This window comes from Adhaeribacter arboris (genome assembly GCF_003023845.1).
Lineage (GTDB): Bacteria > Bacteroidota > Bacteroidia > Cytophagales > Hymenobacteraceae > Adhaeribacter > Adhaeribacter arboris.
The window spans coordinates 3,482,862-3,508,604 of sequence record NZ_PYFT01000001.1 but is presented as its reverse complement, the minus strand read 5'-3'; the positions used below and the strand labels follow the sequence as shown (position 1 = coordinate 3,508,604).

At 41.4% G+C, this 25,743-nt stretch carries 13 protein-coding genes; 7 read left to right on the top strand and 6 right to left on the bottom strand.

What is annotated here, in order from left to right; genetic code table 11:
* Positions 1–65 precede the first annotated feature (65 nt).
* Positions 66–404 carry a hypothetical protein gene (locus tag AHMF7605_RS14635; protein ID WP_146153592.1) on the top strand — a complete coding sequence of 113 codons (339 nt, stop codon included), beginning with the start codon at positions 66–68 and terminating at the stop codon, positions 402–404.
* A gap of 368 nt (positions 405–772) precedes the next feature.
* On the opposite strand, the gene AHMF7605_RS14630 is transcribed toward AHMF7605_RS14635, so the two are convergent.
* Positions 773–1,900 carry a Gfo/Idh/MocA family protein gene (locus AHMF7605_RS14630; protein WP_106930516.1) on the bottom strand — a complete coding sequence of 376 codons (1,128 nt, stop codon included), beginning with the start codon at positions 1,898–1,900 and terminating at the stop codon, positions 773–775.
* Positions 1,901–2,188: 288 nt separating this feature from the next.
* Here AHMF7605_RS14630 and AHMF7605_RS14625 point away from each other — a divergent pair, with 288 nt between their 5' ends.
* Positions 2,189–3,241 (top strand): bifunctional transcriptional activator/DNA repair enzyme AdaA, encoded by a 1,053-nt coding sequence (locus tag AHMF7605_RS14625; protein WP_106930514.1) that lies wholly within the window; start codon positions 2,189–2,191, stop codon positions 3,239–3,241.
* A 221-nt stretch (positions 3,242–3,462) separates the two neighbouring features.
* On the opposite strand, the gene lepB is transcribed toward AHMF7605_RS14625, so the two are convergent.
* From lepB to AHMF7605_RS14600, 5 genes are all read right to left on the bottom strand, one after another.
* Positions 3,463–4,560: a signal peptidase I gene (lepB, locus tag AHMF7605_RS14620; RefSeq protein ID WP_106930512.1), complete on the bottom strand. Its 1,098-nt coding sequence runs from the start codon at positions 4,558–4,560 to the stop codon at positions 3,463–3,465.
* Positions 4,561–4,983: 423 nt separating this feature from the next.
* A complete protein-coding gene (locus AHMF7605_RS14615) occupies positions 4,984–5,874 on the bottom strand; it encodes a YitT family protein (RefSeq protein ID WP_106930510.1) in 891 nt (296 codons plus the stop codon).
* 46 nt (positions 5,875–5,920) lie between these two features.
* A complete protein-coding gene (locus AHMF7605_RS14610) occupies positions 5,921–6,949 on the bottom strand; it encodes an MlaD family protein (protein WP_106930508.1) in 1,029 nt (342 codons plus the stop codon).
* Positions 6,950–7,044: 95 nt separating this feature from the next.
* A complete protein-coding gene (locus AHMF7605_RS14605) occupies positions 7,045–7,818 on the bottom strand; it encodes an ABC transporter ATP-binding protein (protein WP_106930506.1) in 774 nt (257 codons plus the stop codon).
* 14 nt (positions 7,819–7,832) lie between these two features.
* Positions 7,833–8,648: an MlaE family ABC transporter permease gene (locus AHMF7605_RS14600; protein WP_106930504.1), complete on the bottom strand. Its 816-nt coding sequence runs from the start codon at positions 8,646–8,648 to the stop codon at positions 7,833–7,835.
* Between the two features lie 1,102 nt (positions 8,649–9,750).
* Between AHMF7605_RS14600 and AHMF7605_RS14595 the strand changes: the two genes are divergently transcribed.
* The 5 genes from AHMF7605_RS14595 to AHMF7605_RS14575 all read left to right on the top strand — a co-directional run bounded on the left by AHMF7605_RS14595 (position 9,751) and on the right by AHMF7605_RS14575 (position 25,728).
* On the top strand, positions 9,751–12,729 hold the full coding sequence (locus AHMF7605_RS14595) for an Ig-like domain-containing protein (RefSeq protein WP_106930502.1): 2,979 nt from the start codon (positions 9,751–9,753) through the stop codon (positions 12,727–12,729).
* Positions 12,730–13,282: 553 nt separating this feature from the next.
* Entirely contained in the window at positions 13,283–15,817 is a 2,535-nt protein-coding gene (locus tag AHMF7605_RS14590; RefSeq protein ID WP_106930500.1) for an Ig-like domain-containing protein, read from the top strand.
* An 817-nt stretch (positions 15,818–16,634) separates the two neighbouring features.
* Positions 16,635–19,619 (top strand): Ig-like domain-containing protein, encoded by a 2,985-nt coding sequence (locus AHMF7605_RS14585; RefSeq protein ID WP_106930498.1) that lies wholly within the window; start codon positions 16,635–16,637, stop codon positions 19,617–19,619.
* Between the two features lie 803 nt (positions 19,620–20,422).
* A complete protein-coding gene (locus tag AHMF7605_RS14580) occupies positions 20,423–24,727 on the top strand; it encodes a LamG-like jellyroll fold domain-containing protein (protein ID WP_158267515.1) in 4,305 nt (1,434 codons plus the stop codon).
* A gap of 5 nt (positions 24,728–24,732) precedes the next feature.
* Positions 24,733–25,728: a PorP/SprF family type IX secretion system membrane protein gene (locus AHMF7605_RS14575; protein WP_106930494.1), complete on the top strand. Its 996-nt coding sequence runs from the start codon at positions 24,733–24,735 to the stop codon at positions 25,726–25,728.
* Positions 25,729–25,743 lie beyond the last annotated feature (15 nt).

The following is a 25,743-nucleotide window of genomic DNA, read 5'->3' as shown; positions in this document are numbered from 1 at the left end:
AAATACCTATTACGGTATTACATTTGTCGTATTCATTAAGAATGCAGTTAATAAGTACAGAGCAAATGATCGAAGTTAGAACTTTTAGCTTTAGCCTTAGGGTAGAAAAGAATAATACAAATAGTAACCAGTGCATGGGTAACTACTATTTAGTATTATCTTGTGAAAGCCCTTTTGATGCCAGTAAGTCTTTTTCCGAAGAGTTTTTATCTGACTCAGAATTAGCACCCTTTTACAGCTTTGCGGATATAGCTAAGTTTGCAGAGGAAATGGTTACTTTTTGGAGAATCCGATTGCTTGTTAATCCAAAATTAGATTTAACCCGGCTCGAAGAAATTGCCGATTTATGGAGTAAATTGCTTAAGCAATTAAATTGTGAACTCACTTTAAAAAAGGTAGCTTAAAACTATAAGATAATAGGTGAACGTAGAGATGCCTTAGTGGCAAATAGTCATCATTAAAAATAAATTTTAGTATTTTCAAATTTAAGTAAGGAAACACAAGTATCCGGGTAATAGTTAGGTTTTTGTTTTATAAAAATTTAAACAGCAATGTTTTAAATTGATAATTCAGATGCCAAGTACAGCAAACTCTTTACTAAAATAGTAATTTCTTTTCTGATTTTCCTGTCTTACAGCTTCTCCATTACTTACAAATCTTAGCCGGGACACAACAATTAAGTTTTCATTTTTGGCTTTTGGATATTTAATCAAGCAAGTAATAAAAATGGAAAACTAACCCGCATAAAGTAAATTAACGGCACTACTCTAAATTAAGGCTTCTTTTCCGGTTCCAGAAAAATTGTTTTACCGGATTTAGCCGAGCGGCGGGCAGCATCTAGAATTTCTACCACTATCATATTATTTGCCAGAGAAGATAAATCGTCTTTGGGTTTTATTTCGTTGCGTACAACGGCGGTTAAATACCGGAACGGATCGTTATAAGGCGAAGATAGGTTTGTTGTTTGGTACGGTTGAGCGGTTTCGTTGGACTTTAAGCGTAATAACATGCGGGTATTATCTAAGGCAAATACTGCCCCGGTTTGTCCGTAAATTTCTAGATCTTTTCGGCTGTATGGCCAGTTCCAGGAACCTTGAATAATGCCTTGTGCCCCAGGATACGTTACCAAAATGGTGGCTTCGTCGTCTACTTTGGGATAAATATCCGGCTTTAGTTGTTGAGTAACCGCCGTAACCGATATAGGTCGTTGGCCTTGCATGAGCCAAGTAACCAAGTTAGCGCCATAGCAGCCAAAATCGATTAGAGCGCCGCCACCATTTTTTACCGGATCGGTTAGCCAGGCCAGGAACTCGGGACCAACCCCAATTTCTCTGGGGCCTTGATGCCCATCGTGCACCACCATTTTCCGAATGGAGCCAATCGATTTATCCGTATAAATAATATCGTACGCTTTATGATTGCTGCCGTACCAGGTAGTTTCGTAATTTGTAAGCAAATGAATCGGGTTTTTCCGGACGAGCGCTTCCATTTGACGGGCATGATCCAGGTTTACAGCTAAGGGTTTTTCTACCATTACGTGGATGCCCCGGGGAGCACACGCCTGAACGACCGCTAAATGATCATAAATAGAAGTAAAAGCCGTAACTGCTATGGGCTTAGTTTTAGTTAACATGTCATTTAGGTCGGAAAAAATCAGGCTGGCAGGCAAGTTATATTTTTTGATATAGCGTTGAGCTAATTCGACATCAGGTTCTGCAATTCCCACAATTTCAATATCGCCGCGTTTGTTACTTTCAAACACCCAACCCACGTGGCCGTGTACCAAACCAGCAACTCCCACTCGTAAAGGTTTGGCTGGTTTAACCTGACCCGAAACTGCTATATTCTGGCAAAATAGAAAAACTAATAGAAACCTAAAGAAGGCGCTGGTAACGTTCATAATCTAGTGGCTATAGGTTCGTGTTTTTGTAAATATAATTTCAAAAAACCAGGGTTCCTGTAATTTAGCTATTTTAGTTTATCTGAATAGTTTAATCATAGGTAGACTGCTTCTGAAGTAAACGGTTAGGCAAGTACTCATAACTTCAAGTATTCATAACTTATAGAATTTAAAAATAGTTGTTAAGTTTCCGGTTGCCGTTGATTAGAGATAGCTTTTACTTTGTCGGAAAACTTATTTCGTTTCGATCCGCAATTCACGCTATAAAGCATTTAAATGTTCAAGAACATGGCAAACCAAGGCGAATTATTTTACCAGGCTTTAATCGATAAAGATGTATCGTACGAGGGTACTTTTATTGCAGCCGTAAAAACAACCGGTATCTTTTGCCGTCCGACTTGTACGGCCCGTAAGCCGAAGAGAGATAATGTACTTTTTTTTAAAAATACTAAAGAAGCTATTCTGCACGGCTATCGGCCTTGTAAGGTTTGTCATCCGTTAGAAAATTTAGGAGAAAGTCCGGATTATGTAAAAGAGCTTTTACAGGAAATTCATTCTAATCCATCGCGGAAATGGAGCGATTATGATTTGGTAAAGCGGGGCATTGAACCTAACAAAATACGGCGCTGGTTTCTTAAAAATCATGGTTTAACCTTTCAGGCCTACCAACGCCTTTTCCGGATTAACTCGGCTTTCAAGAAAATTCAGAATGGCGAAACTATTACCGCAGCTGCTTTTGAGAGCGGCTACGAGTCTTTGAGTGGTTTTACAGATTCTTTCAAAATAATTTTCGGAATGTCGCCATCAAAAGGTAAACAAAAACAGGTAATAAATGTTACCCGTTTAGAAACACCCTTAGGCACCATGCTGGCCGGGGCAGTAGAAGAAGGTATTTGTTTACTAGAGTTTACGGACCGGCGAATGCTGGAAACAGAGCTAAAATCTTTGAGCAAACTTTTAAATGCCACTATTATTCAAGGTTCAAACCCTAATTTTGAAATTCTCCGTTCAGAATTAAATGAGTATTTTGCCGGGCAGCGAAAAGTTTTTTCGGTACCTCTCATTACGCCGGGAACCAATTTTCAGCAAACAGTTTGGCAGGAACTACAGCAGATTCCTTACGGCGTAACTCGTTCTTATAAGCAACAAGCTATTGCCTTGCAAGTACCTGCCGCCATTCGGGCAGTGGCTAACGCCAACGGCATGAACCGGATTTCTATTTTAATTCCTTGCCACCGGGTAATTGGAGAAAGCGGGCATTTAACGGGTTACGGCGGCGGCTTATGGCGCAAGAAATGGTTGTTAGATCTGGAAAAACAAAATGGCTCAACTAATTTGTGATTTAACCGAAAAGTTACTACTCTTTATTTAAATGAGTAGCTTAACGGATATAAAAGGTTAGGGCATTTGCCAGGGTTAATTTCTGAGTAATTATTGCCGGCAAGTGCTCTAAACCTTAACATTTATCATTTTAGGTCAAAGCAATTATTAAATTTTAATCTTCTACTATTATTTACCGATTACCCGTAAAATTGGATTGATTAGAAATAGCAGACTTGTTATTACTCAATAGTTTTAAAGATACGACTCCAGCGGATTTTATCGGTGAAGCTACCCTTGGGATCTACCGACATCCAAACGAAAACCGCTTTGCCTACTACATGATCTTCGGGTACAAAGCCCCAATAACGGGAATCTTCGGAGTTATGTCGGTTATCGCCCATCATGAAATAATAATTCTGTTTGAAAGTATAGCTTTTCGCTTCTTTGCCATCAATAAAAAGCTTTCCCTCCGAAACTTGTGCGGTCTTATTGTGCTCGTATTTGGTAATAACCCGGGCGTATAACGGCAGATTGTTGGGAGTAATAGTTACGGTAGTACCTTTTTTAGGGATGTACAAAGGACCGTAATTGTCTTTATTCCAACGGTAAATACTAGGTTCCTGCGGAAATACCTCGGCTTCCGTTTCGCCGGCGGGAGATACCAATAGCCGTACTTCTTGTATAAAATCTAGTGAAGCTAATTCTTTTGCTTTAACCGGACTTGTGTGCACCGCATAACCACTTGGCGCCGAAAAGTAATCCGTTATATCCCGATCGTTGAAAAATTCTTCGTTTAAAACTTTATTTGTAACAACGTAATACTGGAATTGCTCTTCCTTCGGATTCGGGATAGGTTGGCCATTCACATAGATTTGGGCGTCTTTGATGCTAAAAGAATCACCGGCCATGCCCACGCAGCGTTTTATGTAATGGGTTTTTAAATCGAAGGGGTGTTGATCTTCGGAAGGGAGATTAAAGACCACCGCATCGTTGCGCTTAATTTCAGAAAAACCGGGTAACCGGAAAGAGGGCAATGTAATAATATCTGAATAAGAAGGTAATTCCGTTCCCCAAATAGTTTGGTGCGTTAATGGTACTTGTAAAGGAGTAGCAGGAGTACGGGAGCCGTAATGCAGTTTACTCACGAACAAATAATCACCGGTTAATAAAGATTTTTCCATGGAGGAGGAAGGGATAGCGTAGGCCTCAAAGGTTGCCCACCGGATTAAAGTAGCCGCTATTACCGCAAACATGAGCGCATCGCCCCATTCCCGGAGAACACTTTTGGTAGGAGAAGAATTGTTAGTTGATTTTTTGTTCCGGAAAAATGCTTTCATAGAGTTAGATTGTATAGAATATAGGTTTTCTGTATATAACTGATTATTTGATCTTAAATTATATGGGTTTCCTAAATTGTTGCTTTAAAAGGAAAAATTTAAAAATGTAAAGATTAGCATGCTTCTTAAATGCTTCTGGCCAGATAGATGATGCCCTCTTTCAAGCTGTTACTTTAAAAATTAGATCGCCTCGCGAAGTCTTATTTGTTCAGTAAAATTAGGTGCTGCGAACCAAAGTTTAGGAAAGAAAGCTTGGCTTAGGGAGTTAAAAAACTTAAATGTAATTCTTCGTACAAGAACTATATAAAAATCTAACAAGAGAGAAATTCTCCTGCTTTGAGGTTTAAATTAAGCTTATAATAAAAGAAAGCAGAAGTAAAAAATAAAGGGTTAAAAAATAAAGTGCGGAGTAAAGCCAGGCTGTTAATGCAAAGGTTTCTTTTTAACCATACCACCTTCGGTATCATCGATGCTATGCTGAATTAGAAAAGCATTTGGGTCAATGCGTTTAACTTCTTTGCGCAAGTCCGGAATTTCGAAGCGGGTTACTACCGTGAAAACAATATCAATGCTTAAGCTACGGTCGCCGCGTTTCCCGAAGCCGCGTTTACCTTGGTAAATAGTAACCCCCCTGCCCAAATTTTCGGTGATACTCTGCCGGATTTCCTCGCTTTGTTCGGAGACAATAGTTACCCCGGTGTATTGCTCAATTCCGGAAATAAGGAAATCGATCATTTTAGAAGCCGCGAAATAAGTTAAAATAGAGTATAGCGCGGATTCAATGCCGAGTAAGAAAGCGGCGGCCGAAAAAATCAGGATGTTAAGTAATAAAATAAAATCGCTTACTTTTAATAAAGGGTACTTTTTGCTCACGATTAAAGCTGCAATCTCGGTGCCATCTAATACGGCACCCCCGCGCATGGCTAATCCAATGCCTACCCCAATGAAAACGCCGCCGAACACTGCGGTTAATAGCTTATCTGGGGTAACATCCGGAAAAGGTACTACAGCCAGACAAACAGCTAAACCAGCAATGGCCACGGCACTTTTAAAAGAAAAACGCCAACCCATTTGCTGGTAGCCTAAAATAATGAAAGGCAGATTAATAAATAAAATAAGTACGTACAGCGGAAAGCCCGAAATTTGAGCCAGCAGCATAGAAATTCCCGTAACTCCCCCATCAATAAAATGACTGGAAAGCAAAAATCCTTTCAGGCCGAATGCCGCCGCTAAAATACCGCAAATAATTAGAGCAATATTTTTTATTGCGGTAAAGATTGTTTGCTCTTCATGAGTAGGAGAGATAGAAGTCATAGTAGAGTCGTTATCAAGCCTCGCCGGAACGAGCTCCGAAAATATATTATTTGCCTTGCGCTTTTTCCTTTTGTTTAGCCGCTTCTTCTTTTTGTTTAGCGGCTTCCCGGGCATCCCGGATTGCTTTGCGCCGGAAGTAACCTTTCAGGAAAAAATTATTCTGAATAGCTTTTAAGGTTTCGTCCAGTTCGTCGGTGCTGGATTCCAGGTTGGTCATGGTATTGCGTAGTTGGTCGGCAAAAGCAGCATCGTTTAAAAAGACACCTACCGCATTAGAATCGCTGTTTAACTTACTGCTGACTTGCTTTAAATTATTAGTAATATCTGCGGCTGCGGCAGTGCTTCTTTGTATCTGAGCCACTGAATTCTCTAAACGCCGGAAAACTAGGGTATCGGTTAAAAATTTACTTGCCAAACCATCGGGAGTATTGAGCTTGTTGGTAAAAGCGGCCAGCGCACCGGTTGCCCGCACGGTAGTAGCCGAAGCTTGTTTTAAGTTACTAACCACCGCCCGGAAATTATCTGCCATAGTGGAGTCCTTTAAAATGGCCCCCATAGTGCCTTGTCCTTGTACCAGCCGGGTACTAAGCGTTTTAAAATCGCGGGTAATACCTACCAGATTTTTATTATTTTCCTGCAAAGTTTCTACTACATCATCGGTATTAAGTGGATTCTCAGCTAATACCCGATCGTTTTCCTCTACCGGAGCCGCCTGGGGGCTGCCGCCAAATAACACGATAATTCGGTTGCCGATTAAACTTTCGGAACTGATCCGGGCTTTAGAGTCTTTCCGGATGTACTGCCGTACTTTATCTTCAATACTCATGGTTATTTCTACCTGCGACTCGCCATAGAAATTAATGGTTTTAACGGTTCCGATTTTAACCCCGGAAAACCAGACATTATTACCTGGCTTTAAGCCGGCTACATCGTCGAAAACGGCTTTAATATTAATGCTGTTAACAAACCGCTTTTGCTGACCGCCCAACAGAAAGACCCCGCTAACAAAGATGATAATGGCCAGTAAGATAAATATGCCTACAAGTACGGAACGTTTGTTCTCTGCTACACCCATTTAAGTAAGTGGTAAGTTTTAAATTAATACGTTGTAAAAAGTAATGTATTTATTAAATTTTTTATTAATTGTTTGTAGATAAGCTTTTACTGGTTCTATTCAATAAAATTATAATCGTAAAAAGCTCGCACGCGTTCATCCTCCGAATCAAACACTTCCTCAAAAGTACCTTGACGCTGAAACTGGCCGTCTAACAGCATGACAATCCGGTCGCCGGTAGAGCGGGCGCAGGTTAAATCGTGGGTAATAATAATGGAGGAGGTATTAAATCTTTTCTGCACTCCATTTATTAATTTATTAATCTCGATGCTCGTAATGGGATCTAAGCCGGCGGTTGGTTCATCGTAAAGCATAATTTCCGGCTTCAGAATTAAAGTCCGGGCAATACCAATCCGTTTCCGTTGCCCGCCGGAAAGCTCAGAGGGCATTTGATTAATAGTATGCGAAAGTTCTACGGCTTCGAGCACAATATTTACAATCCGGTCAATTTCGCGGCGGCTTAAATTTTTTTGGTTCCGGATTAAAGGAAACTCCAGATTTTCGCGGATTGTCATGCTATCGTACAAAGCACTGTTCTGGAAAGAAAAGCCAATTTTTAAACGCAGTTGGTCTAATTCTACCGGCGACAATTTATCTACCTGGCTGCCTAATACATTTATTTCGCCGGAATCGGGTTTGAGCAAACCGGCAATAATTTTGATTAACACCGACTTACCCGTTCCTGAACGGCCCAGCACTACTAAGTTTTCGCCTTGGTAAAGGTCTAGGTCCACCCCGCGAAGCACATCAAATTCATCAAACGATTTTCTTAATCCTCTGATAGAAATAACTTTATTGTTTTTATCAATATTCGGATTTATTTTTTTCATCTAAATACTTTGAATTAAATAGTCCGCAACGCCGTAATAATTTGTAAGGAAATTAGTTCTTCAATAAAAATTAAGAACATACCGGTTACTACCGAGGAGTTTGCCGCTTTACCTACTCCTTCGGTACCTTTAGAGGAGTTATAGCCTTTGTAGCAACCTACTACCCCAATGGTAAACCCAAATACAAAAGATTTGGCTATGGAAGAAAATATATCTAGAAAAGTAATGGCGTTAAAAACCTGTACGAAATAAGTGGTAAAACTGGTTAACTCGTTATTATGAACATTTACGTAGGCTCCCAACAAAGCTACTAAAACCATGTACATCATAAGTGTAGGCACCATAAAAGTAGTAGCTAATACCCGGCTTACCACTAAAAAACGGTAAGGATTAGTGGCCGATACCTCCATCGCATCAATTTGTTCGGTTACTTTCATAGAGCCTAATTCGGCGCCAATACTGGACCCAACCCGGCCGGCCGCAATTAAAGCCGTAACCAACGGACCCATTGCCCGCACAATAGCCACTGAAATAAGCGCCGGTAACCAGGACGTAGCGCCAAATTCAGCGAGGGAAACCCGGGACTGGTTTGTAAAAACAATACCAATAATAAAACCCGTTAACGAAATAAGCGGCAGCGATTTAACACCTATCTCGAAACATTGTTTAATAATTTCTTTGCCTTCGTAGGGGGGTAAAAACACTTCCCGGAAAAAGCGGGCGATAAACTGGTAAATAGAATTTAATTCCAGAAACAGGCGATCCATCCGTTTGGATAGAACATATCTGCGGTTGTTTTTATAATCAGGATTTTCGTCGGTAAGAGCCATAAGTAGTATAAACCGGTTCAGAAGTAAAAGTACTAGTTATAACGTAAATAAGTTTGCCCGGATAGGTAATTGTTTCAGATTAGATTTTGGATGAAGCAAACAGGACAAAGTAATAAGCTGAGAAAAGCGAGATTAGCTAAATAGTTGCCAAATCCAATTTTTGCGTTAAGTACGTATAATAGGTATGATTCTTGTAAAGTACAAAAAAATAAAAAAATAATTTAAATCATTAGGCAACCTTGTTGAAGGTATTATCCGTACAAGGATTAATATTAAATATTAGGTATTTTATATAAATTCAAGCTTAAAGCTACTTTAAAAAGGATACCTAAAAATAGGTATTGCTTTTCTCTGAATAGTACTGCAACTTGCGGCGAAGAAATTTCTGAGCTAGATATAATAAAAATTACATTATGTTAATTTACTATTAAGTCCAGCGTTATTTAAGTGCATTAAAAATGACGACAATATTTATAAACAGTAGCAAATTTTACCGGTTTGCTTTTGGGTAAAAATACTATAGGAAGGTTTCGGATAATGAAGCAAGATACAGTGATGTTACGGTAAAAGATTAGTATCCAAGAAGATATAAATTAACGCTTGCTTTGTGGAAAAATATAGCGGTAAATGTAATTATATAAACAAGGTATTTTGAAACTAAAAAAATAAAAAATTACTTCTACTACTTCTAAGGACTATTTATCAATTTTTAGCGAAAAATAATACTTTAAAGTTTGTACATAATAGAAGTAGCACTATATTTAAATTATTATTGATTTTAGAGGTATTTATTTGATTCCTGTATAATATTCAAATTAGAAATGTTCAAACGTTCCAAAACAATTTTTTAATCTTTAAAAAAGTCCTGATTGTATGTAAATATTGTTACTAGAACTGTTACAGTAGCAGCTAGTTAAAATTTCGTTCCAACGGCATTTCTGCGCTAAAACATCCAAAATTTACGATGCTTGTGGGCCGCTGTAATATCCATTCTGCCTGACAGATTTGGAGAAAAGTATGAATATGCTTTCTCCCATCTAATCTGATGTATCCTGTTTTCTTGTGTTATTGATTATTTAACATAGTGTATTTTAAAATTTATATGAAAAAAGAAATTACCCCTTATCAAAGGTTTATAGAATTATCGAATAGAAGGTTGCTTTCTGCACTTCTTCTGGCCTTGATAGTCGGTATCGTATCTGTTTTACCCAGTTATGCTGCCAGTGCAGCTGAAGGGGAAAGTAAAAATTATCATTTAACTACTAAAAGCCGCACTGCTGCTTTCGCCGGTGAAAGAATAGTAAGTTTCACTTTAATTAACGCCGATACCGAACAGCCTATTCAGACCATTCCTAACGGAGCTACTTTAAACTTAGCTACTTTATCAACCAAAAATCTGAACATCCGGGCAGATACTGACCCAAGTACCGTAGGAAGTGTGGTATTTGAGCTAAGTGGCGCTCAAATCCGTAACGAAACGCAAACCGGTAAGCCCTACGCCTTATTCGGCGACGCAGGCGGGAACTACAACCCTTGGATACCTACCTTGGGAAGCTATACGCTTAAATGTACTCCTTTTGTGGGTAGTGCTGGTTCCGGAACGGCAGGTGCGTCTTTAACTATTACCTTTACCGTAGTTAATAAGAGCTCTACCAGTTTAATCAGTAACATAAAATCAAATACCGGCAATAGTTATGCTCAATCCAATTTAGCGGTAGGCGCTGCCTTTTATACCGATCGGGTTTATAAAATTACATCGCTGCCCGCTTCTTTAAATGGCGAAGCGTTTATTAAAACACCTAACGACGACAAATATTTTACTTCCTCTACCGCCTTCACCTTTCAGCTTGGGCAGAATGCTACGGTTTATGTAGCCTACGATCCGGTGGCTACTAAGCTACCGGCCTGGATGGCTGGCTGGCAAAAAACTTTTGACCGGATTGGCATTAATGATCCCCGGATTAGTTATTTAGAAGTATACAGCAAATCATTTGCTCCCGGAACTATTACGTTGGGGGGTAATTTAGCCAGTCCTGCAGTTGGTTCTAAGAACACGTATATTGTAGTAGTAAAACCAGACGGAGCAACAAATGTTCGCCCTTATGTAACAGCCGTACGCCCCGTTGATGAAGCGACCAATGTGCATTTAGATCAATCTGTATCCGTAGATTTAAAATACCCGGGCGGTAACTCTATTAATGGCAATACGGTAAATACTACCACCGTAAAATTATACATGGTTAGTTCCACGGGCATTAAAACCCTAGTGAGTGGTACAGCCGTTAATTCTACCGCTGCCGGCGATGCTATAACATTATCGGCCGCTTTAAAAGCCAGCACTACTTACGAATTTCAGATTACCGATGGCGTAAAAGATGATAACGGAAACGCTTTAGTTCCTTTTGCTTCCCGGTTTACTACTACCAGTGTTACCCCAGATAATACCGGTGATTTAAGCGGCGTTTCCTTCACCGAACAAACCTTAATTACTACTTCCTTTGGCAGCGATGGTTTCACATCGTTAGTGGTGGGGCCCGACCATCGCTTGTACGCGGCTACTTCCGGCGGTAAAATTGAACGCTGGGACATTCGGGCGGATGGTACCATTACCAACCACGTTACCATTTCTCCCTTCGGTTCGAGCCGTCGGTTGCTGATTGGTTTACGGTTTTCTCCCTCGGCTACTTCCAGCAACTTAATTGCTTGGATTAGTCATTCCTCACCGGTGTTTACCAATGCGCCGGATTGGTCAGGAAAAATATCCCGAATTAATTTAAATAATCCAGCTAGTCCGCAGGTGGTAGATTATGTGGTTAACTTACCGCGTTCTTACAAAGATCACTCTACTAATAGCCTTGATTTTGGGCCGGATGGTGCTTTATACTTCCCGCAGGGCAGTAATTCGGCGATGGGTTCTTTAGATGGCGCTTGGGGAAACCGGGCAGAAAGATTATTGAATGCAGCCGTATTGCGGTTAGATATTAACAAAGCCCAGAGCCAAGGTTTACCTATCGACGTGAAAACGCAAGAAGGTGGTTCTTACAATCCTTATTCATCCAATGCGCCTTTAACTTTATACGCCACGGGAGTTCGAAATGCGTATGACTTGATATGGCATTCGAATGGTTCTTTGTACGTGCCAGCTAATGGCTCAGCCGCAGGAGGAAACACGCCGGCTTTGCTTAATGGTACCAAGTGGTCTAATGGTCAAACTTATACCGGTCCGAGTATCCCAGCGATGACGGATGTGCGCCAAACGCAAAATGACTATTTGTTCCGGGTAGTGCAAGGTGGTTATTACGGCCACCCCAATGCTTTGCGGAATGAGTACATCATGAATGGGGGTAACCCAACCAGCAATACGGATCCAGGAGAGTTAGTAGGCTATCCGGTTGGTACACCTACCGAACCAAATTACCGGGGCTTCATTTATAATTTCGGCCTGAATATTTCACCAAACGGAGCTATTGAATATAGAAGCAATGCTTTTGGGGGTAAGTTAAAAGGTAAAATGCTCGTGTGCCGCTTTAGCGGCGGCGATGATTTAATTGTTCTGGCACCTAGTGCGAGCAATCCAAATACTATTACCGCAACCGAGGGAATTAAAGTACCAGGCTTCCGTCGGCCGTTTTCTAACCCATTGGATGTAATTGAAGATGTGAAAACCGGTAACCTGTATTTATCGGAGTACTACGATGGCAACGGCGACGGACAGCCCCGCATAACTTTGTTAAAAGCAGACAAACCTGCTACCAGCGGTACCACCGCGCAGAGAGTAGCTAGCATTATAGATACAGAGGTGGAAGATGGATCAGGTTTAACTGTAAGCGTGTACCCAAATCCAAATACTGGAAACAACCTGCACGTAGAAGTGAAAAACTTTTCGGCGCAGGAAGCTATTACTCTTACTTTACACGATGTGGTTGGTCAGGTAGTACAGGCTACTACTTTGGTTACCAACGAACAGGGAACAGGCAGCACCAATTTATCGCTACACAAGCAACAGTTAGTTCGCGGAGTATACGTAATAAAAGCAGCTGGTGCTTCGGGTAGTACGCAAACTAAATTAGTAATCGAATAAATAGTTCTTTTTAATGAAAAAGGGAACTGTCTATAACTGGGCAGTTCCCTTTTTATTTTAAATAAGTGCCCTTAATTTGTTATCCGCCCGAAGCAGATAGATAAAAATTTTTAAAATAATTTAATCAGGTTAAAATCCGGAAACAGCGTTTTTGGGTAACAAATTGATTCTGAACTTTTACTAACAGAAATATAATACAGCAAAAATTTGTATTTACTTTAGATAGCATTATATTTATAAACTATTTTTAAATAGATATCATAAAATAAATACTAAAAATTTAATATTTTTGAGAAAAAATATATTCAAAACTAACTAACCTTAACTATATGCAGCGCCTGTTTACGAAAATTAATTTAGAATTAACTCCTTAGAATTTAATTCAAAGCGCCTTTTCTACCTAAAAGTTCTAAATAACCGATATTTATTGGATATTCTATTGACCGTTTAAACTGACTGATATCAGATGAAAATACTACGTGCTTATTTTTTGTTGTATTCTAATGTCTTTATAATCAATTGTTAAATTATAGTTTATTTTTATTGCTTGTTTATGAAAAAACAATTTACTTCTTATCAAAAGCTGGCGGATTTGTTGAATAGAAAGTGGTCAATAACTCTGCTACTTGCCTGCATGTGGGGTATTCAAGCGAATGGCGCCACAAAGCCACGTAACTCCGTTGCCGGTACTACCCCAAACAACCGTTCTGTATCCGTTAAGCCAGCTGTTTTTGCGGGTGAAAAAGTTACTAGTTTTACTTTAATAGATGCTGATACCGAAAAAGATATTCAAACTATTGCCAATGGAGCTGTTTTAAAATTATCCAGTTTACCCACCAAAAACCTTAACATCCGGGCGAATACCTCTCCGGCTACAGTAGGAAGCGTTGTTTTTAATTTATCGGGAGCTCAGGTACAAAATCAAACTCAAACGGAAAAGCCTTACGCTTTATTTGGCGATGCCAGCGGGGATTATTATCCTTGGGTACCTACTAATGGTAGTTATACGCTTAAATGTACGCCTTATTCCGGCGGTGGGGGTTCGGGTTCGGCTGGGGCCGCTTTAACTGTTTCTTTTAAAGTGGAAACCGGTACTACTAACCCGCGGCCTTACGTAACAGCCGTCCGGCCAGCAAATGGGGCCACAAATGTAGCTTTAGACCAATCTGTATCGGTTGATTTAAGATATCCGGGTGGTAATTACATCCGTACTACTACGGTAAATACCAGTACCGTAAAATTGTACTCGGTTAGTTCTTCGGGTGCTAAAACCTTAGTAACGGGTACAGCCGTAAATTCTACCGCTGCCGGCGATGCGGTTACTCTTTCGGCTTCTCTTAAACTTGCTACTACTTATGAGTTTCAGATTACCGATGGCGTAAAAGATGATAATGGTAATTCTTTAATTCCTTTTTCTTCCCGCTTCAAAACTACCAGCGTTACCCAGCCACCCGGAAATTTAGATGGCGTTTCTTTTACCGAGAAAACCTTAATTACTACTTCCTTTGGCAGCGATGGTTTCACTACCTTGGTAATTGGGCCGGATCATCGCTTGTACGCGGCTACTTCCGGCGGTAAAATTGAACGTTGGGATATAAATTCAGACGGAACGATTACCAATCATAAAACTATTTCCCCTTTTGGTTCGAGCCGTCGGTTGCTCATTGGTTTTCATTTTGCCCCATCGGCTACGGCCAGCAACTTAATTGCTTTTATTAGTCATTCTTCGCCGTTATTTACAGGTACTCCCGAGTGGTCAGGTAAGATTTCGCGTATTAATCTAAACAATCCAGCCAGTCCGCAAGTGGTTGATTACGTAATTAATTTACCGCGCTCGTATAAAGATCATTCTACTAACAGTATTGATTTTGGATCGGACGGTGCTTTGTATTTTACGCAAGGCAGTGCTACGGCCATGGGGTCTTTAGATGGCGCTTGGGGTAATCGGCCGGAGAAAATTTTAAATGGCGCCGTATTGCGTCTAGATATTAACAAAGCGCAGAGCCAAGGTTTGCCCGTGAATGTAAAAACTCAGGAAGGCGGTACTTATAATCCTTATTCATCCAATGCGCCTTTAACTATTTACGCAACTGGCGTCCGGAATGCGTACGACTTAGTATGGCATTCCAATGGTTCTTTGTACGTGCCAACTAACGGTTCGGCGGCCGGTGGCAATACGCCCGCTCTACCTTCCGGTACGGTTTGGTCGAACGGGTCAAAATATACGGGAGCGAGTATCCCGGCCATGACCGATGTACGCCAGACCATGAGCGATTATTTATTTAGAGTGGTAAAAGGTGGGTATTACGGCCACCCGAATATTTTACGGCACGAGTATATTTTAAATGGCGGTAACCCAACCAGTGGTAGTGACCCAGGAGAAGTAACTGCTTATAAGGTAGGTACGCCGAAAGAGCCTAATTACAGGGGTTATATTTATAATTTCGGGTTGAACAAATCGCCTAATGGAATTATTGAATACAGAAGTAATGCTTTTGGCGGCAAACTTAGAGGTAAAATGCTGGTATGTCGCTTTAGCGGCGGCGATGACCTGATGGTATTAGCCCCGAGTGCCTCCAATCCTAATAGCATTACGGTTACGGAAGGCATTAAAGTGCCGGGTTTACGCCGGCCATTTTCTAACCCATTAGATGTAATTGAAGATGTGAAAACCGGCAATTTATACTTATCGGAGTATTACGATGCGAATGGTGATGGTCAGCCGCGGATTACTTTATTGAAAGCAGATAAACCCGCTACTAGCGGTGCCGTTGCGGACAGATTAATCACCGATACTTTCGTTGAACAAAACAAGGAAGCAACCGGATTGAGCGTATCTGTTTATCCGAATCCGAGTACTGGCGATAATTTACACGCAGAAGTGAAAAACTTCGGCTTCCAGGAAGCCGTTACTTTAACCTTGCATAATGCCGTGGGCCAGGTAATTCAAACTACTAATTTGGTAACGGATGAGCAGGGAGCCGGAAGCCAGGATATTACTCTCCATCAGCAAGTATTACGGGGCGTTTATATTCTGAAAGCGGCCAGTGCTTCGGGGAATACCCAGACGAAGGTAGTAATTGAGTAAAAATTAACTTATTGATTTTACAAGGGAACTGTCGCGTAAGTGGCAGTTCCTTTTTATTTTATAAGGCAATTTTAGTTAAAAATAGACTTGTAAGATTGATGTACCTTAAATGAAAATGGAGGCCTCCTGGATTACAAAGGGGTAGCATTTACCACCTGCTTTTTATATTTAAGTAAAAAGTAGCTTGCATACCGGATGAAAATTAAAATTTATTCTTTTTAATGATTGTACACTCCTGATAGGGTTTGTACGGAAGATATATAGTAATCTTTTATTTTAAGTGGTAGCTGGTACCAGCCATTCTGCTAGCAGCTAACTTAAGAAAAGCTTATAACCCATTTACTTAATGTAAGATTTATCGAAAAAAGGAAGTGCCTAAAAGTAACAGTACCAGACAAATGCTGGAAATACAAAGTAAAGTTCTAGTTTTTGTTTACAGGAATATTACGGATTATTATCATTTGAATACTAAATAAAACTGTAAATGTTTGTTACTATAAACGCTACGATTATATTTATAAATAAATTGATTATAGATAATCAAGGAAAAATTACCTCATTATCCAAAAATTAAGTTTTTAACCTAACAAGAAAATTACTATTACTAGCATCATGAGTTTTTAACTAGAATTGTAACAGCAGTTAAGCTTCTATTTTTAACTTATTACTTCTCTACTGATGGCAGTAGATGTTGCTTTAGAGTAGTACCAGATTTATCCTACCTGACTGATTTACCGGAGTAAAAATTTGTTTTCCTAAATCAGATGTTTCCCTTTTCTCCTTTATTACTATTTACATTCTGTTTTATGTAGCATTCATGAAAAAAAAATTTACTTTTTATCCAGAATTAATTAAGTTTTTAAAGAACAGGTGGCTGGTAATTTTACTTCTTACCGGCGTAATTAATTCCCAAAGCTATGCCGCTGCTGTAGCTTCAAAGATGGTAACAGTAGTTAAAAGTACAACTTATTCCACCGCTAATAGGCCTACCTCATTCGCCGGAGAAAAAGTAGTTAGTTTTACCTTAATAAATGCAAACGATAATAGCGAAATTCAAAAAATTACCAACGGAGCTACTTTAAACTTAGCCAACTTGCCTACCCGAAGCCTTAGTGTCCGGGCGGATACCGATCCAGCTACGGTGGGCAGCGTGATTTTTAGTTTAAGCGGCGCCCAAACGCACTCGCAATTGCAAACCGAAAAGCCTTATGCTTTATTCGGGGATGCTAAAGGTGATTATTATCCCTGGGTACCAACAAACGGCAGCTATACTTTAAAATGTACACCTTACTCCGGGCCAGATGGCACCGGAACCACGGGATCGGCTTTAACTATTTCTTTTCAAGTAACCAATCAGACTTCTTCATCTGGTTTGGTCAGCAACATTCAATCTTATACAGGTAATGGCTATGCCTTATCTACTATAGCTACAGGTACAACTTTTTACACCGATCGATCTTACCAGATTACCTCGGTTCCTGCCTCGTTAAATAAACAAGCTTTTATTAAAACCCCTAACGACGATAAATACTTTACTGGTGCCAGAGCAGTTTCTTTTCAACTTAGCCAGAGTGCAACGGTGTATGTGGCCTACGATCCTTTGGCTACTAAATTACCCGCTTGGATGAGCGGCTGGCAGAAACTTTCTGAAAGAATTGGCATTAATGATCCCCGGATCAGTTATTTACAAGTTTACAGCAAAACTTTTTCGGCGGGTACCGTTAGCCTGGGAGGAAACCTGGCCAGCCCCGCGGATGGTTCAAAAAACACGTATATTATAGTGGTGAAGGCCGGCGGCACTCCTAATATCAGGCCGTACGTAACTGCGGTGCGCCCGGCAGATGGCGCTACTAATGTGTCTTTAGACCAATCTGTATCCGTAGATTTAAAATACCCGGGCGGAAATTCTATTAGTGGTAAAACGGTAAACACGAGTACGGTAAAATTATATACGGTTAGTTCCACGGGTACCAAATCCCTGGTAGGTGGTACAGCAGTTAATTCTTCTGCGGCCGGGGACGCTATCACGTTATCGGCTTCGCTGAAAGCTAGTACTACTTATGAGTTTCAGATTACCGCTGAGGTAAAAGATGATAACGGACACGCTTTCATCCCTTTTTCCTCCCGGTTTAAGACGAGCGGCAATACTCCTGAGCCCTCCGGCAATTTAAGTGGGGTGTCTTTCACGGAGAAAACCTTAATTACTACTTCCTTTGGCAGCGATGGTTTCACGTCGTTGGTGGTAGGGCCCGACCATCGCTTGTACGCGGCTACTTCCGGCGGTAAAATTGAACGTTGGGATATAAATTCAGACGGAACGATTACCAATCATAAAACTATCTCCCCCTTTGGTTCGAGTCGGCGTTTACTAATTGGTTTACGGTTTGCTCCCTCGGCTACTTCCAGCAACTTAATTGCCTGGATTAGCCATTCTGCCCCGGTGTTTACCAATGCGCCGGATTGGTCAGGTAAGATTTCGCGTATTAATCTAAACAATCCAGCCAGTCCGCAAGTAGTTGATTACGTAACTAACTTACCGCGCTCGTATAAAGATCACACTACCAATAGCCTTGATTTTGGCCCGGATGGTGCTTTGTATTTTACGCAAGGTAGTAATTCGGCGATGGGTTTGTTGGACGGAGCCTGGGGGAACCGGGCAGAAAGATTATTGAATGCAGCCGTATTGCGTCTAGATATTAACAAAGCGCAGAGCCAAGGTTTACCCGTGAATGTAAAAACTCAGGAAGGCGGTTCTTACAATCCTTATTCATCAAACGCGCCTTTAACTTTGTATGCCACTGGTATCCGGAACGCGTATGATTTAGTATGGCATTCGAATGGTTCTTTGTACGTGCCGGCTAACGGTTCGGCGGCCGGGGGCAATACGCCCGCTTTACCTTCGGGGACTAAATGGTCCAACGGACAGACTTATAGCAAGGCAAGTGTCCCGGCGATGTTCGATGTGCGCCAAACCATGAGCGACTATTTATTTAGAGTGGTGAAAGGTGGGTATTACGGGCATCCCAACACTTTACGGCACGAGTATATCTTAAATGGCGGTAACCCAACCAGCAATACGGATCCGGGAGAAGTAGTTGCCTATAAAGTCGGTACGCCGAAAGAACCCAATTACCGGGGTTATATTTATAATTTTGGGTTGAATATTTCACCTAACGGGGCTATTGAGTACAGAAGCAATGCCTTTGGCGGCAAACTTAGAGGTAGAATGCTGGTATGCCGGTTTAGTGGCGGCGATGATCTTATTGTATTAACCCCGAGTACGAGCAACCCAAACAGTATTAGCGCGATCGAAGGCATTCAAGTACCGGGTTTACGCCGGCCGTTTTCTAACCCATTAGATGTAATTGAAGATGTGAAAACCGGTAACCTGTACCTATCGGAGTATTACGACGGCAACGGCGACGGACAGCCTCGCATAACTTTATTGAAGGCAAGTAAGCCCGCTAACAGCAATAGTGTAGCCAATCAGAGAATAGCTACTAGCGACGAAGCATTTGCTATGCCGGAGGAAGAAGCGGGATTATTTGTAAGTGTTTATCCTAATCCGAGTCCGGGCGATAACTTGCACGCCGAAGTGAAAAATTTTAGCGCCCAGGAATCCGTTACCCTAACTTTGCACAATGCCATAGGACAGATTGTACAAACAACCACTTTGGTAACCGATGAACAAGGAACAGGCAAGCAGGATATAACAGTAGCCCAGCCGGTACGGCAGGGTATTTATATAATAAAAGCTTCCGGGGTTTCGGGCAGTACGCAAACCAAATTAGTTATCGAGTAAACATAAATTTTCTGCATCTTTTAATATTTAACAAGCAGGGAACTGTCATTACAATTGGCGGTTCCCTGCTTGTTTTAGAAGTATTTAAGCAAAAAAATACCTGATAATTTATACCCGCTTGAAACTTATTAAGACGTTTGGGTAAAAGTAATAGTAGCTGTTATTACTTGGAGCCGGTTCCCGTCTCCAGGCAGTGGTGCTGATGCGGTGGAGCCGTACCCAGTTTGCCTCGTGGCCGGCGGGCCTCGTTTGGCTCTTCCGGGTAGGTCTAAGCTTCCTTTTCTCGTACCTCGGAATGTCTCCTAAAGTCGACACCAGAACCTTAGAAGGCCTTCCACCGCCAAGCTGGTGTCAACTTTTCTTAGCGCTGCTCATTAATCATACGACTTATTCCTTTTTATTAGGTATAAACTCCAGAAAAAATAGGATTGAGTCTTAGGCCACTACTTTGAGATTTCAGGGTAGAGTAGGTTTGTTAATTTGAGATAGGCCGGATTTTGCAGAATTAATAATTAAGTATAACTTCATTAAACCGAAAAAGCTACCGTAAAATAGTTGATTATGAAGAATTAAGTAGAATATTTTAATTTTTTGGTACCAAGAAAAAATATTTAGCCGTATTTAAGTTTCACCCTTATTACTTGATAGTAGCCAGCTTTAAACAAAAGCGCAATCGTTCAATTTTTCAAAGTAATGGCAAGGTTCTTACCTTTGAGCATTCTAAAATTCAGAATTTAGTCTTTGTTGGATATGTTCCAGTCGGCATAAACTAAATGAAAAGCATTCGTCTAGAATCAAGTTTTATGATAAAGAAAGTACTTTTTATTGTTTTAAGTTTAGAATTTTTGTTTGTTCCTGGGCAACAAGGGCAGGCAAATAATGTATTTAATTCAAATGTTACTATTTTCCCCGTTACTTTTAATCATTCACTACTCCAAAAAAATTATACTGTAGCAAATGGCTTAGAAAATAGTATTGCTCCTCTACAAGGCGTCTCCGGAAATCTAGCCTATACAACCAGAATTATCTCTTACCCTTTTAATATTCTATTCAATCAGAAACATAGTAGCAATAAAAGCGCAATTCTTACCCCAATTAAGGCGAATGAAGCCCCCGAAATCACTACCCAGCCCGCATCAGTAACCGTAAATAGCGGCGCAAATGCCAGCTTTACCGTTGTGGCTACCGGAGATGCATTAACTTACCAATGGCAGGTAGATGCCGGTAACGGTTCATTCGCCAATATAATGAACGGGGGAGTGTATAGTGGTGCCACTACGGACACTCTTACTGTTACCAATGTTCCGCATTCGATGAATAATTACACCTACCGGGTAGTAGTTAGCGATGGTATGGAGATTACTTCCGGTAGCGCGATTTTAACGATAACGAAACAAGCCCCTGTTATTAACCAAACCGAACTTACTCTGCCGGCTATCGTCGAAGATATAGCAGTAGAACAAAACCAAGGGGCCTTCATCTCTAATTTAATTGCCGGCGCCGTTTCTTCGCCGGAGGGCTTAGAGGTAGGAATTGCCGTTACCGGCAGAGATGTTACCAATGGAACTTGGGAATTTTTTCAGAATAATATTTGGAATAACCTTGATTTAAATGGTACTCCCACCGATGCTAATGCTTTGCTGTTGCCACCTGCCGCTAAAATCCGGTTTGTACCGGCGGCTAATTTTAACGGAACAGCCTCGTTTATTTTTCGAGCTTGGGATCAAAGTACCGGTACTGCCTATAGCGTAGCGGATATTACGGCTGCGGGCGCTACGGCATTTAGCGCTGCCTCCGGTACGGCTACTAGTACGGTGTCTGCCGTTAATGATGAACCGGTTATTACCAGTGCGGTAAGCGTAAACGTGCTCAACTTCGATGGGGCAAAAGGGTATGTATCTATTCCGGAGTTAGAGATAGAAGGTGATTATACTATTGAAGCTTGGGTGAACATAACCCAATACCAGAACTGGGCTCGGGTGGCTGATTTAGGTAATGGCCCCAATCAGGATAATCTTCTAGCTACCTTCAATACCAATCAGCAATTGGAAATGCAATCATTTGTAAACAATCAGGGTAGTTTTTTGGCGGCAAATACTGTTTTTCCAACTGGGGTCTGGAAACACGTAGCAGTTGTTAACAACGGAGCGGGTACTGGCACTTTGTATATCGATGGCCTGCTAGTAGGTTCCGGTAACCAGAGTGTACCCCGCAATGTAGTTAGGTCTCTTAATTATTTAGCCAGAAGTAACTGGGCCAACGATGCTTATTTTAACGGTAAAATGCGGGAAGTGCGCATCTGGGACGTAGCCCGTACCCAAGCTCAAATTCAGGAAAATAGATACCAGCAATTAGGGGGCAATGAAGAAGGCTTAGAAGTGTATTATAAATTTGCCGAAGGTACGGGTACTACGCTAGCGGATGCCACGGCTAATGGTAAAAACGGGACCATTCACGAAGGAGCTACCTGGGAAGTAGCGGCTATTCCGATAATGTCCGCTACTACGCTCGAAGATACAGAAAAAATTATTGCCGATGTACGCGTTTCTGATCCGGATGCTGGTTCCGAAAAGGTAACCTTAACGCTTACTGTTGCTAATGGAATAATAAAAATTAAAAATGACGTAAGTAATGGCGTTGCCGCCAGCGATATTACTACTAATAATACGAATTCGGTTACTATAAACGCTCCTCTGACAGCTATAAATGAAACTTTGAGCAAAAACGGATTAGTTTATGCCCCCAATGCTAATTATAGTGGAACAGATAATGTTGTTCTTACCATTAACGATAATGGCTTAGCCGGAGCCGGCGGAAACAAGACTAGTTCTCTTACTATTGCGGTACTTGTAGAGCCGATGAACGATATTCCGGTTATTACTTCCACGCCAATTACTTCCGCTTCGGAGGGGAATAATTATGCGTACACTTTAACCGCTACCGATGCCGATGTGGCGGATAAGTTAATTTTCTCCGCGCCCATTTTACCCGGATGGTTAAGCTTTAATGCGGCTACGGGTGTTTTAAGCGGCATCCCAAAACAAACCGATGCGGGTTTACATACCGTTACCTTACGGGTAACGGATGGTAAAATTACCCTAGATCAAACTTTTACCATTACCGTTGGATTATTGCCGCTTACTCCGGTTATGGTGGGAGTTTCGGAAGATACCGGTAATGCTACCGATGCCATTACTGCTGATAACTCCTTAACTCTTACGGGTACTGCTCAAGCTGGAGTAACGGTAAAAATAGTAGCAGCCGGGCTCGGCGATATGGGCACAACTACCAGCGATGCAGCGGGCAACTGGACTTTTGCTTTTCCCAATATCTTACCGGATGGGGTTTATTCCTTCACCGCCAATGCCACTAATTCTGCCAACCAGGAAGGTCCATTTAGCGCTCCTTTTCGCGTAGAAATAGATACCAAAGCACCCGAAACCAGTATTATATCCGCTCCTTTAACTAACTCGAACAGTACGGCAGCCACCTTTGATTTTACCAGCAGCGAGACAGGAGCCTTATTTGAAATCAGCCTGGATAATGCGGCTTACGCGGCGGCTACTAATCCATTAGCCTTGACTGGTTTAACGGAAGGAACTCATGAACTTAAGGTTCGCGCCGTAGATATAGCCGGAAATATGGACGCTACTCCAGCCAGCCACACCTGGAGGATAGATCTAAATGCACCGACAGTAACTCTTTCTACCACTGCACCAACGCTTCTTAATGCTCCATTTGAAGTAACCATAACTTTTAGCGAAGAGGTTAATAATTTTGACATAACGGATCTTACCTTAAAGAATGCCATTGCATCCGCTTTTACTGCGGTAAGTAAGCAAATTTACACGGCTATTATCACGCCGGCGGTCGATGGTGAAGTAACGGTAAATGTTACGGCGGGAGTAGCCCAGGATATTTCTAATACAGGTAATCTGGCTTCGAATGAGCTAAAGCTGGTATTTGATGGTACCCAGCCAGCTGGTTACGCCGCCGCATTTGAACAGGCGCAAATTGATCTTACTAACCAGGAAAATAGTACACTAAAAGTAAGCAATGCCGAAATTGGTACTACATATTTCTATACCATAACCAGCGGAAATGGTGGTACCCCGGTCACGGGCACGGGGCTAGTGGAACAAGCGCAATTTGATATCACGGGTTTAAACCTGACCGAACTGCCCAATGGTCCGTTAATCCTTTCGTTTTATCTGGTAGATGCCGCCGGTAATCAAGGCGGAACGGTTACTAATCAAATTATTAAGAATACGAAAGATGTAGTCGATATTAAACAACCAAATAACCTCCGAGTGCCCCTTGGTACAACCTTCCCGCAATTAACATTGCCGGTTACCGTAGAAGTTACGTATTCCACTGGGGAGAAAGAAGAAGTTCCGGTAACCTGGGAGCCAGGCTCTTATAATGCGGATGCCATTGGACAGTACGAATTAACCGGTATTCTTACGTTAAGCCCTGGTACTAGCAACCTGAGTAACAGGCAGGCAAAAATAATTGTATCCGTAGAATCAAATCAAGCGCCTACGGCTCTTACCCTAAGCAATACTACTTTCAGCCCCAACGTAGCGCCTTCCGAACCAATCGGGAAATTTGCAACTACCGACACCGATGATACTCAATTTACCTACACCTTAGTGGCCGGTCAGGGAGATACGCATAACACATTATTTGAAATAGTAGGAGACCAGTTGTTTTTAAAATCGAACAGCGGCTTATCGGGCCAGACCGCATTTACTATCCGGGTAAAATCTACTGATTCGTTTAATAATAACATCGAGCAAAGCTTTACTTTAACTAAAGCTTCCTACCCACTAACGGCGGACCAACTTAAAATTGTAAATGCCTTTTCTCCTAATAGCGACGGCGTAAACGACGAGTGGACGGTACCCGAACTTAAGTTTTATAACAAAGTGCAGATTGAAGTATTTGACCGTGCCGGAGTGCGACTGTTTTTTAGCACAGATCCGGAAAAAGGCTGGAACGGCCAAAACATGAACGGCCAGATTTTACCGGGTTCTTACTTGTACATCATTCAGGTGGCAGATATTAACCTGACGAAAAAAGGGGTAGTAACCGTGCTTAAAAGGTAAATAACATGAGAAAATATTTACTAGTTATTTTATTAGTCTTTATAGGCGGAAAAATTCAGGCGCAAAGCCGGAAACATATTGCCAGCTTTGCGCAGGTAAAGCATTATTTTAATCCTGCCTTGACCAGCTTGGAAGGTACCCAGCTGAAGACTTTTTACCGCGATCAGTGGACCGGTTTTGAAGATGCTCCCCGCACCTTATTTTTTTCCGGTGAATTTGATTTAGCCGATGTGGGTGCCTGGAGCCGTAGTAAACGGCCCGGAGTGTTACAGGAAGAAAGACCTGATCCGTATCTGGGGGCCAAAGATGCGTTAGGCGTTTCTTTATTGCACGATTCCTTTGGTCCATATCGCGAAAATCAGTTGTTCTTGAGTTACAGTCGGCAAGTATATCTTTCCCAAAAACTAACCCTGCGGGCGGGAACAGCGGTTACTTACAATAATATTTTTCTGGACTACCTGCAACTTACCCTGGACCAAAGTAACGATCCGGAGTTGCAAAATTTAATTCAAGCCGATAATAATGAAATAAATAAAATAGATGTAAACGTAGGAGTGGCCTTAGCCGGCGAAAATTTTTATGTGGGGTATGCTTTACAGGATGCTGCCCAAGGAAAATTGACTTCTAACGAAAATTATTTTATGAATACTTTTCCGATGCAGCATATTGTTCAGGCTGGTTACCGGCAAGGCTTTTCCGAACAATTTGGCTTAGTAGTAAATGGTATTTACCGCTACGATGCGAAACTAAAAGAAACGGTAGAAGGCCAGGTAAAAGGAGTATTCCAGAATACTTTTTGGGCCGGTGCAGGTTACCGTTACAACTTAGCCTACATTTTTACCGCTGGTTTCCGGTTAAAGCAATTAAGGTTAAACTACAGCTACGAATCAGTCGCTCAGGATGCCCGCCGCTTGAACGCCAACAGTAACGAAATTGCGCTTACGTATAACTTAGTGCCCGTTCCATTTAAAAATATAGGTAAAAAATTAGTGCTTTGGTAGATTACTCTAAACTAT

Bases quoted from the DNA above. Each gene is read 5' to 3' on its own strand.
- AHMF7605_RS14635 (WP_146153592.1), top strand. From the start codon at position 66: ATGATCGAAGTTAGAACTTTTAGCTTTAGCCTTAGGGTAGAAAAGAAT.
- AHMF7605_RS14630 (WP_106930516.1), bottom strand. From the start codon at position 1,900: ATGAACGTTACCAGCGCCTTCTTTAGGTTTCTATTAGTTTTTCTATTT.
- AHMF7605_RS14625 (WP_106930514.1), top strand. From the start codon at position 2,189: ATGGCAAACCAAGGCGAATTATTTTACCAGGCTTTAATCGATAAAGAT.
- lepB (WP_106930512.1), bottom strand. From the start codon at position 4,560: ATGAAAGCATTTTTCCGGAACAAAAAATCAACTAACAATTCTTCTCCT.
- AHMF7605_RS14615 (WP_106930510.1), bottom strand. From the start codon at position 5,874: ATGACTTCTATCTCTCCTACTCATGAAGAGCAAACAATCTTTACCGCA.
- AHMF7605_RS14610 (WP_106930508.1), bottom strand. From the start codon at position 6,949: ATGGGTGTAGCAGAGAACAAACGTTCCGTACTTGTAGGCATATTTATC.
- AHMF7605_RS14605 (WP_106930506.1), bottom strand. From the start codon at position 7,818: ATGAAAAAAATAAATCCGAATATTGATAAAAACAATAAAGTTATTTCT.
- AHMF7605_RS14600 (WP_106930504.1), bottom strand. From the start codon at position 8,648: ATGGCTCTTACCGACGAAAATCCTGATTATAAAAACAACCGCAGATAT.
- AHMF7605_RS14595 (WP_106930502.1), top strand. From the start codon at position 9,751: ATGAAAAAAGAAATTACCCCTTATCAAAGGTTTATAGAATTATCGAAT.
- AHMF7605_RS14590 (WP_106930500.1), top strand. From the start codon at position 13,283: ATGAAAAAACAATTTACTTCTTATCAAAAGCTGGCGGATTTGTTGAAT.
- AHMF7605_RS14585 (WP_106930498.1), top strand. From the start codon at position 16,635: ATGAAAAAAAAATTTACTTTTTATCCAGAATTAATTAAGTTTTTAAAG.
- AHMF7605_RS14580 (WP_158267515.1), top strand. From the start codon at position 20,423: ATGATAAAGAAAGTACTTTTTATTGTTTTAAGTTTAGAATTTTTGTTT.
- AHMF7605_RS14575 (WP_106930494.1), top strand. From the start codon at position 24,733: ATGAGAAAATATTTACTAGTTATTTTATTAGTCTTTATAGGCGGAAAA.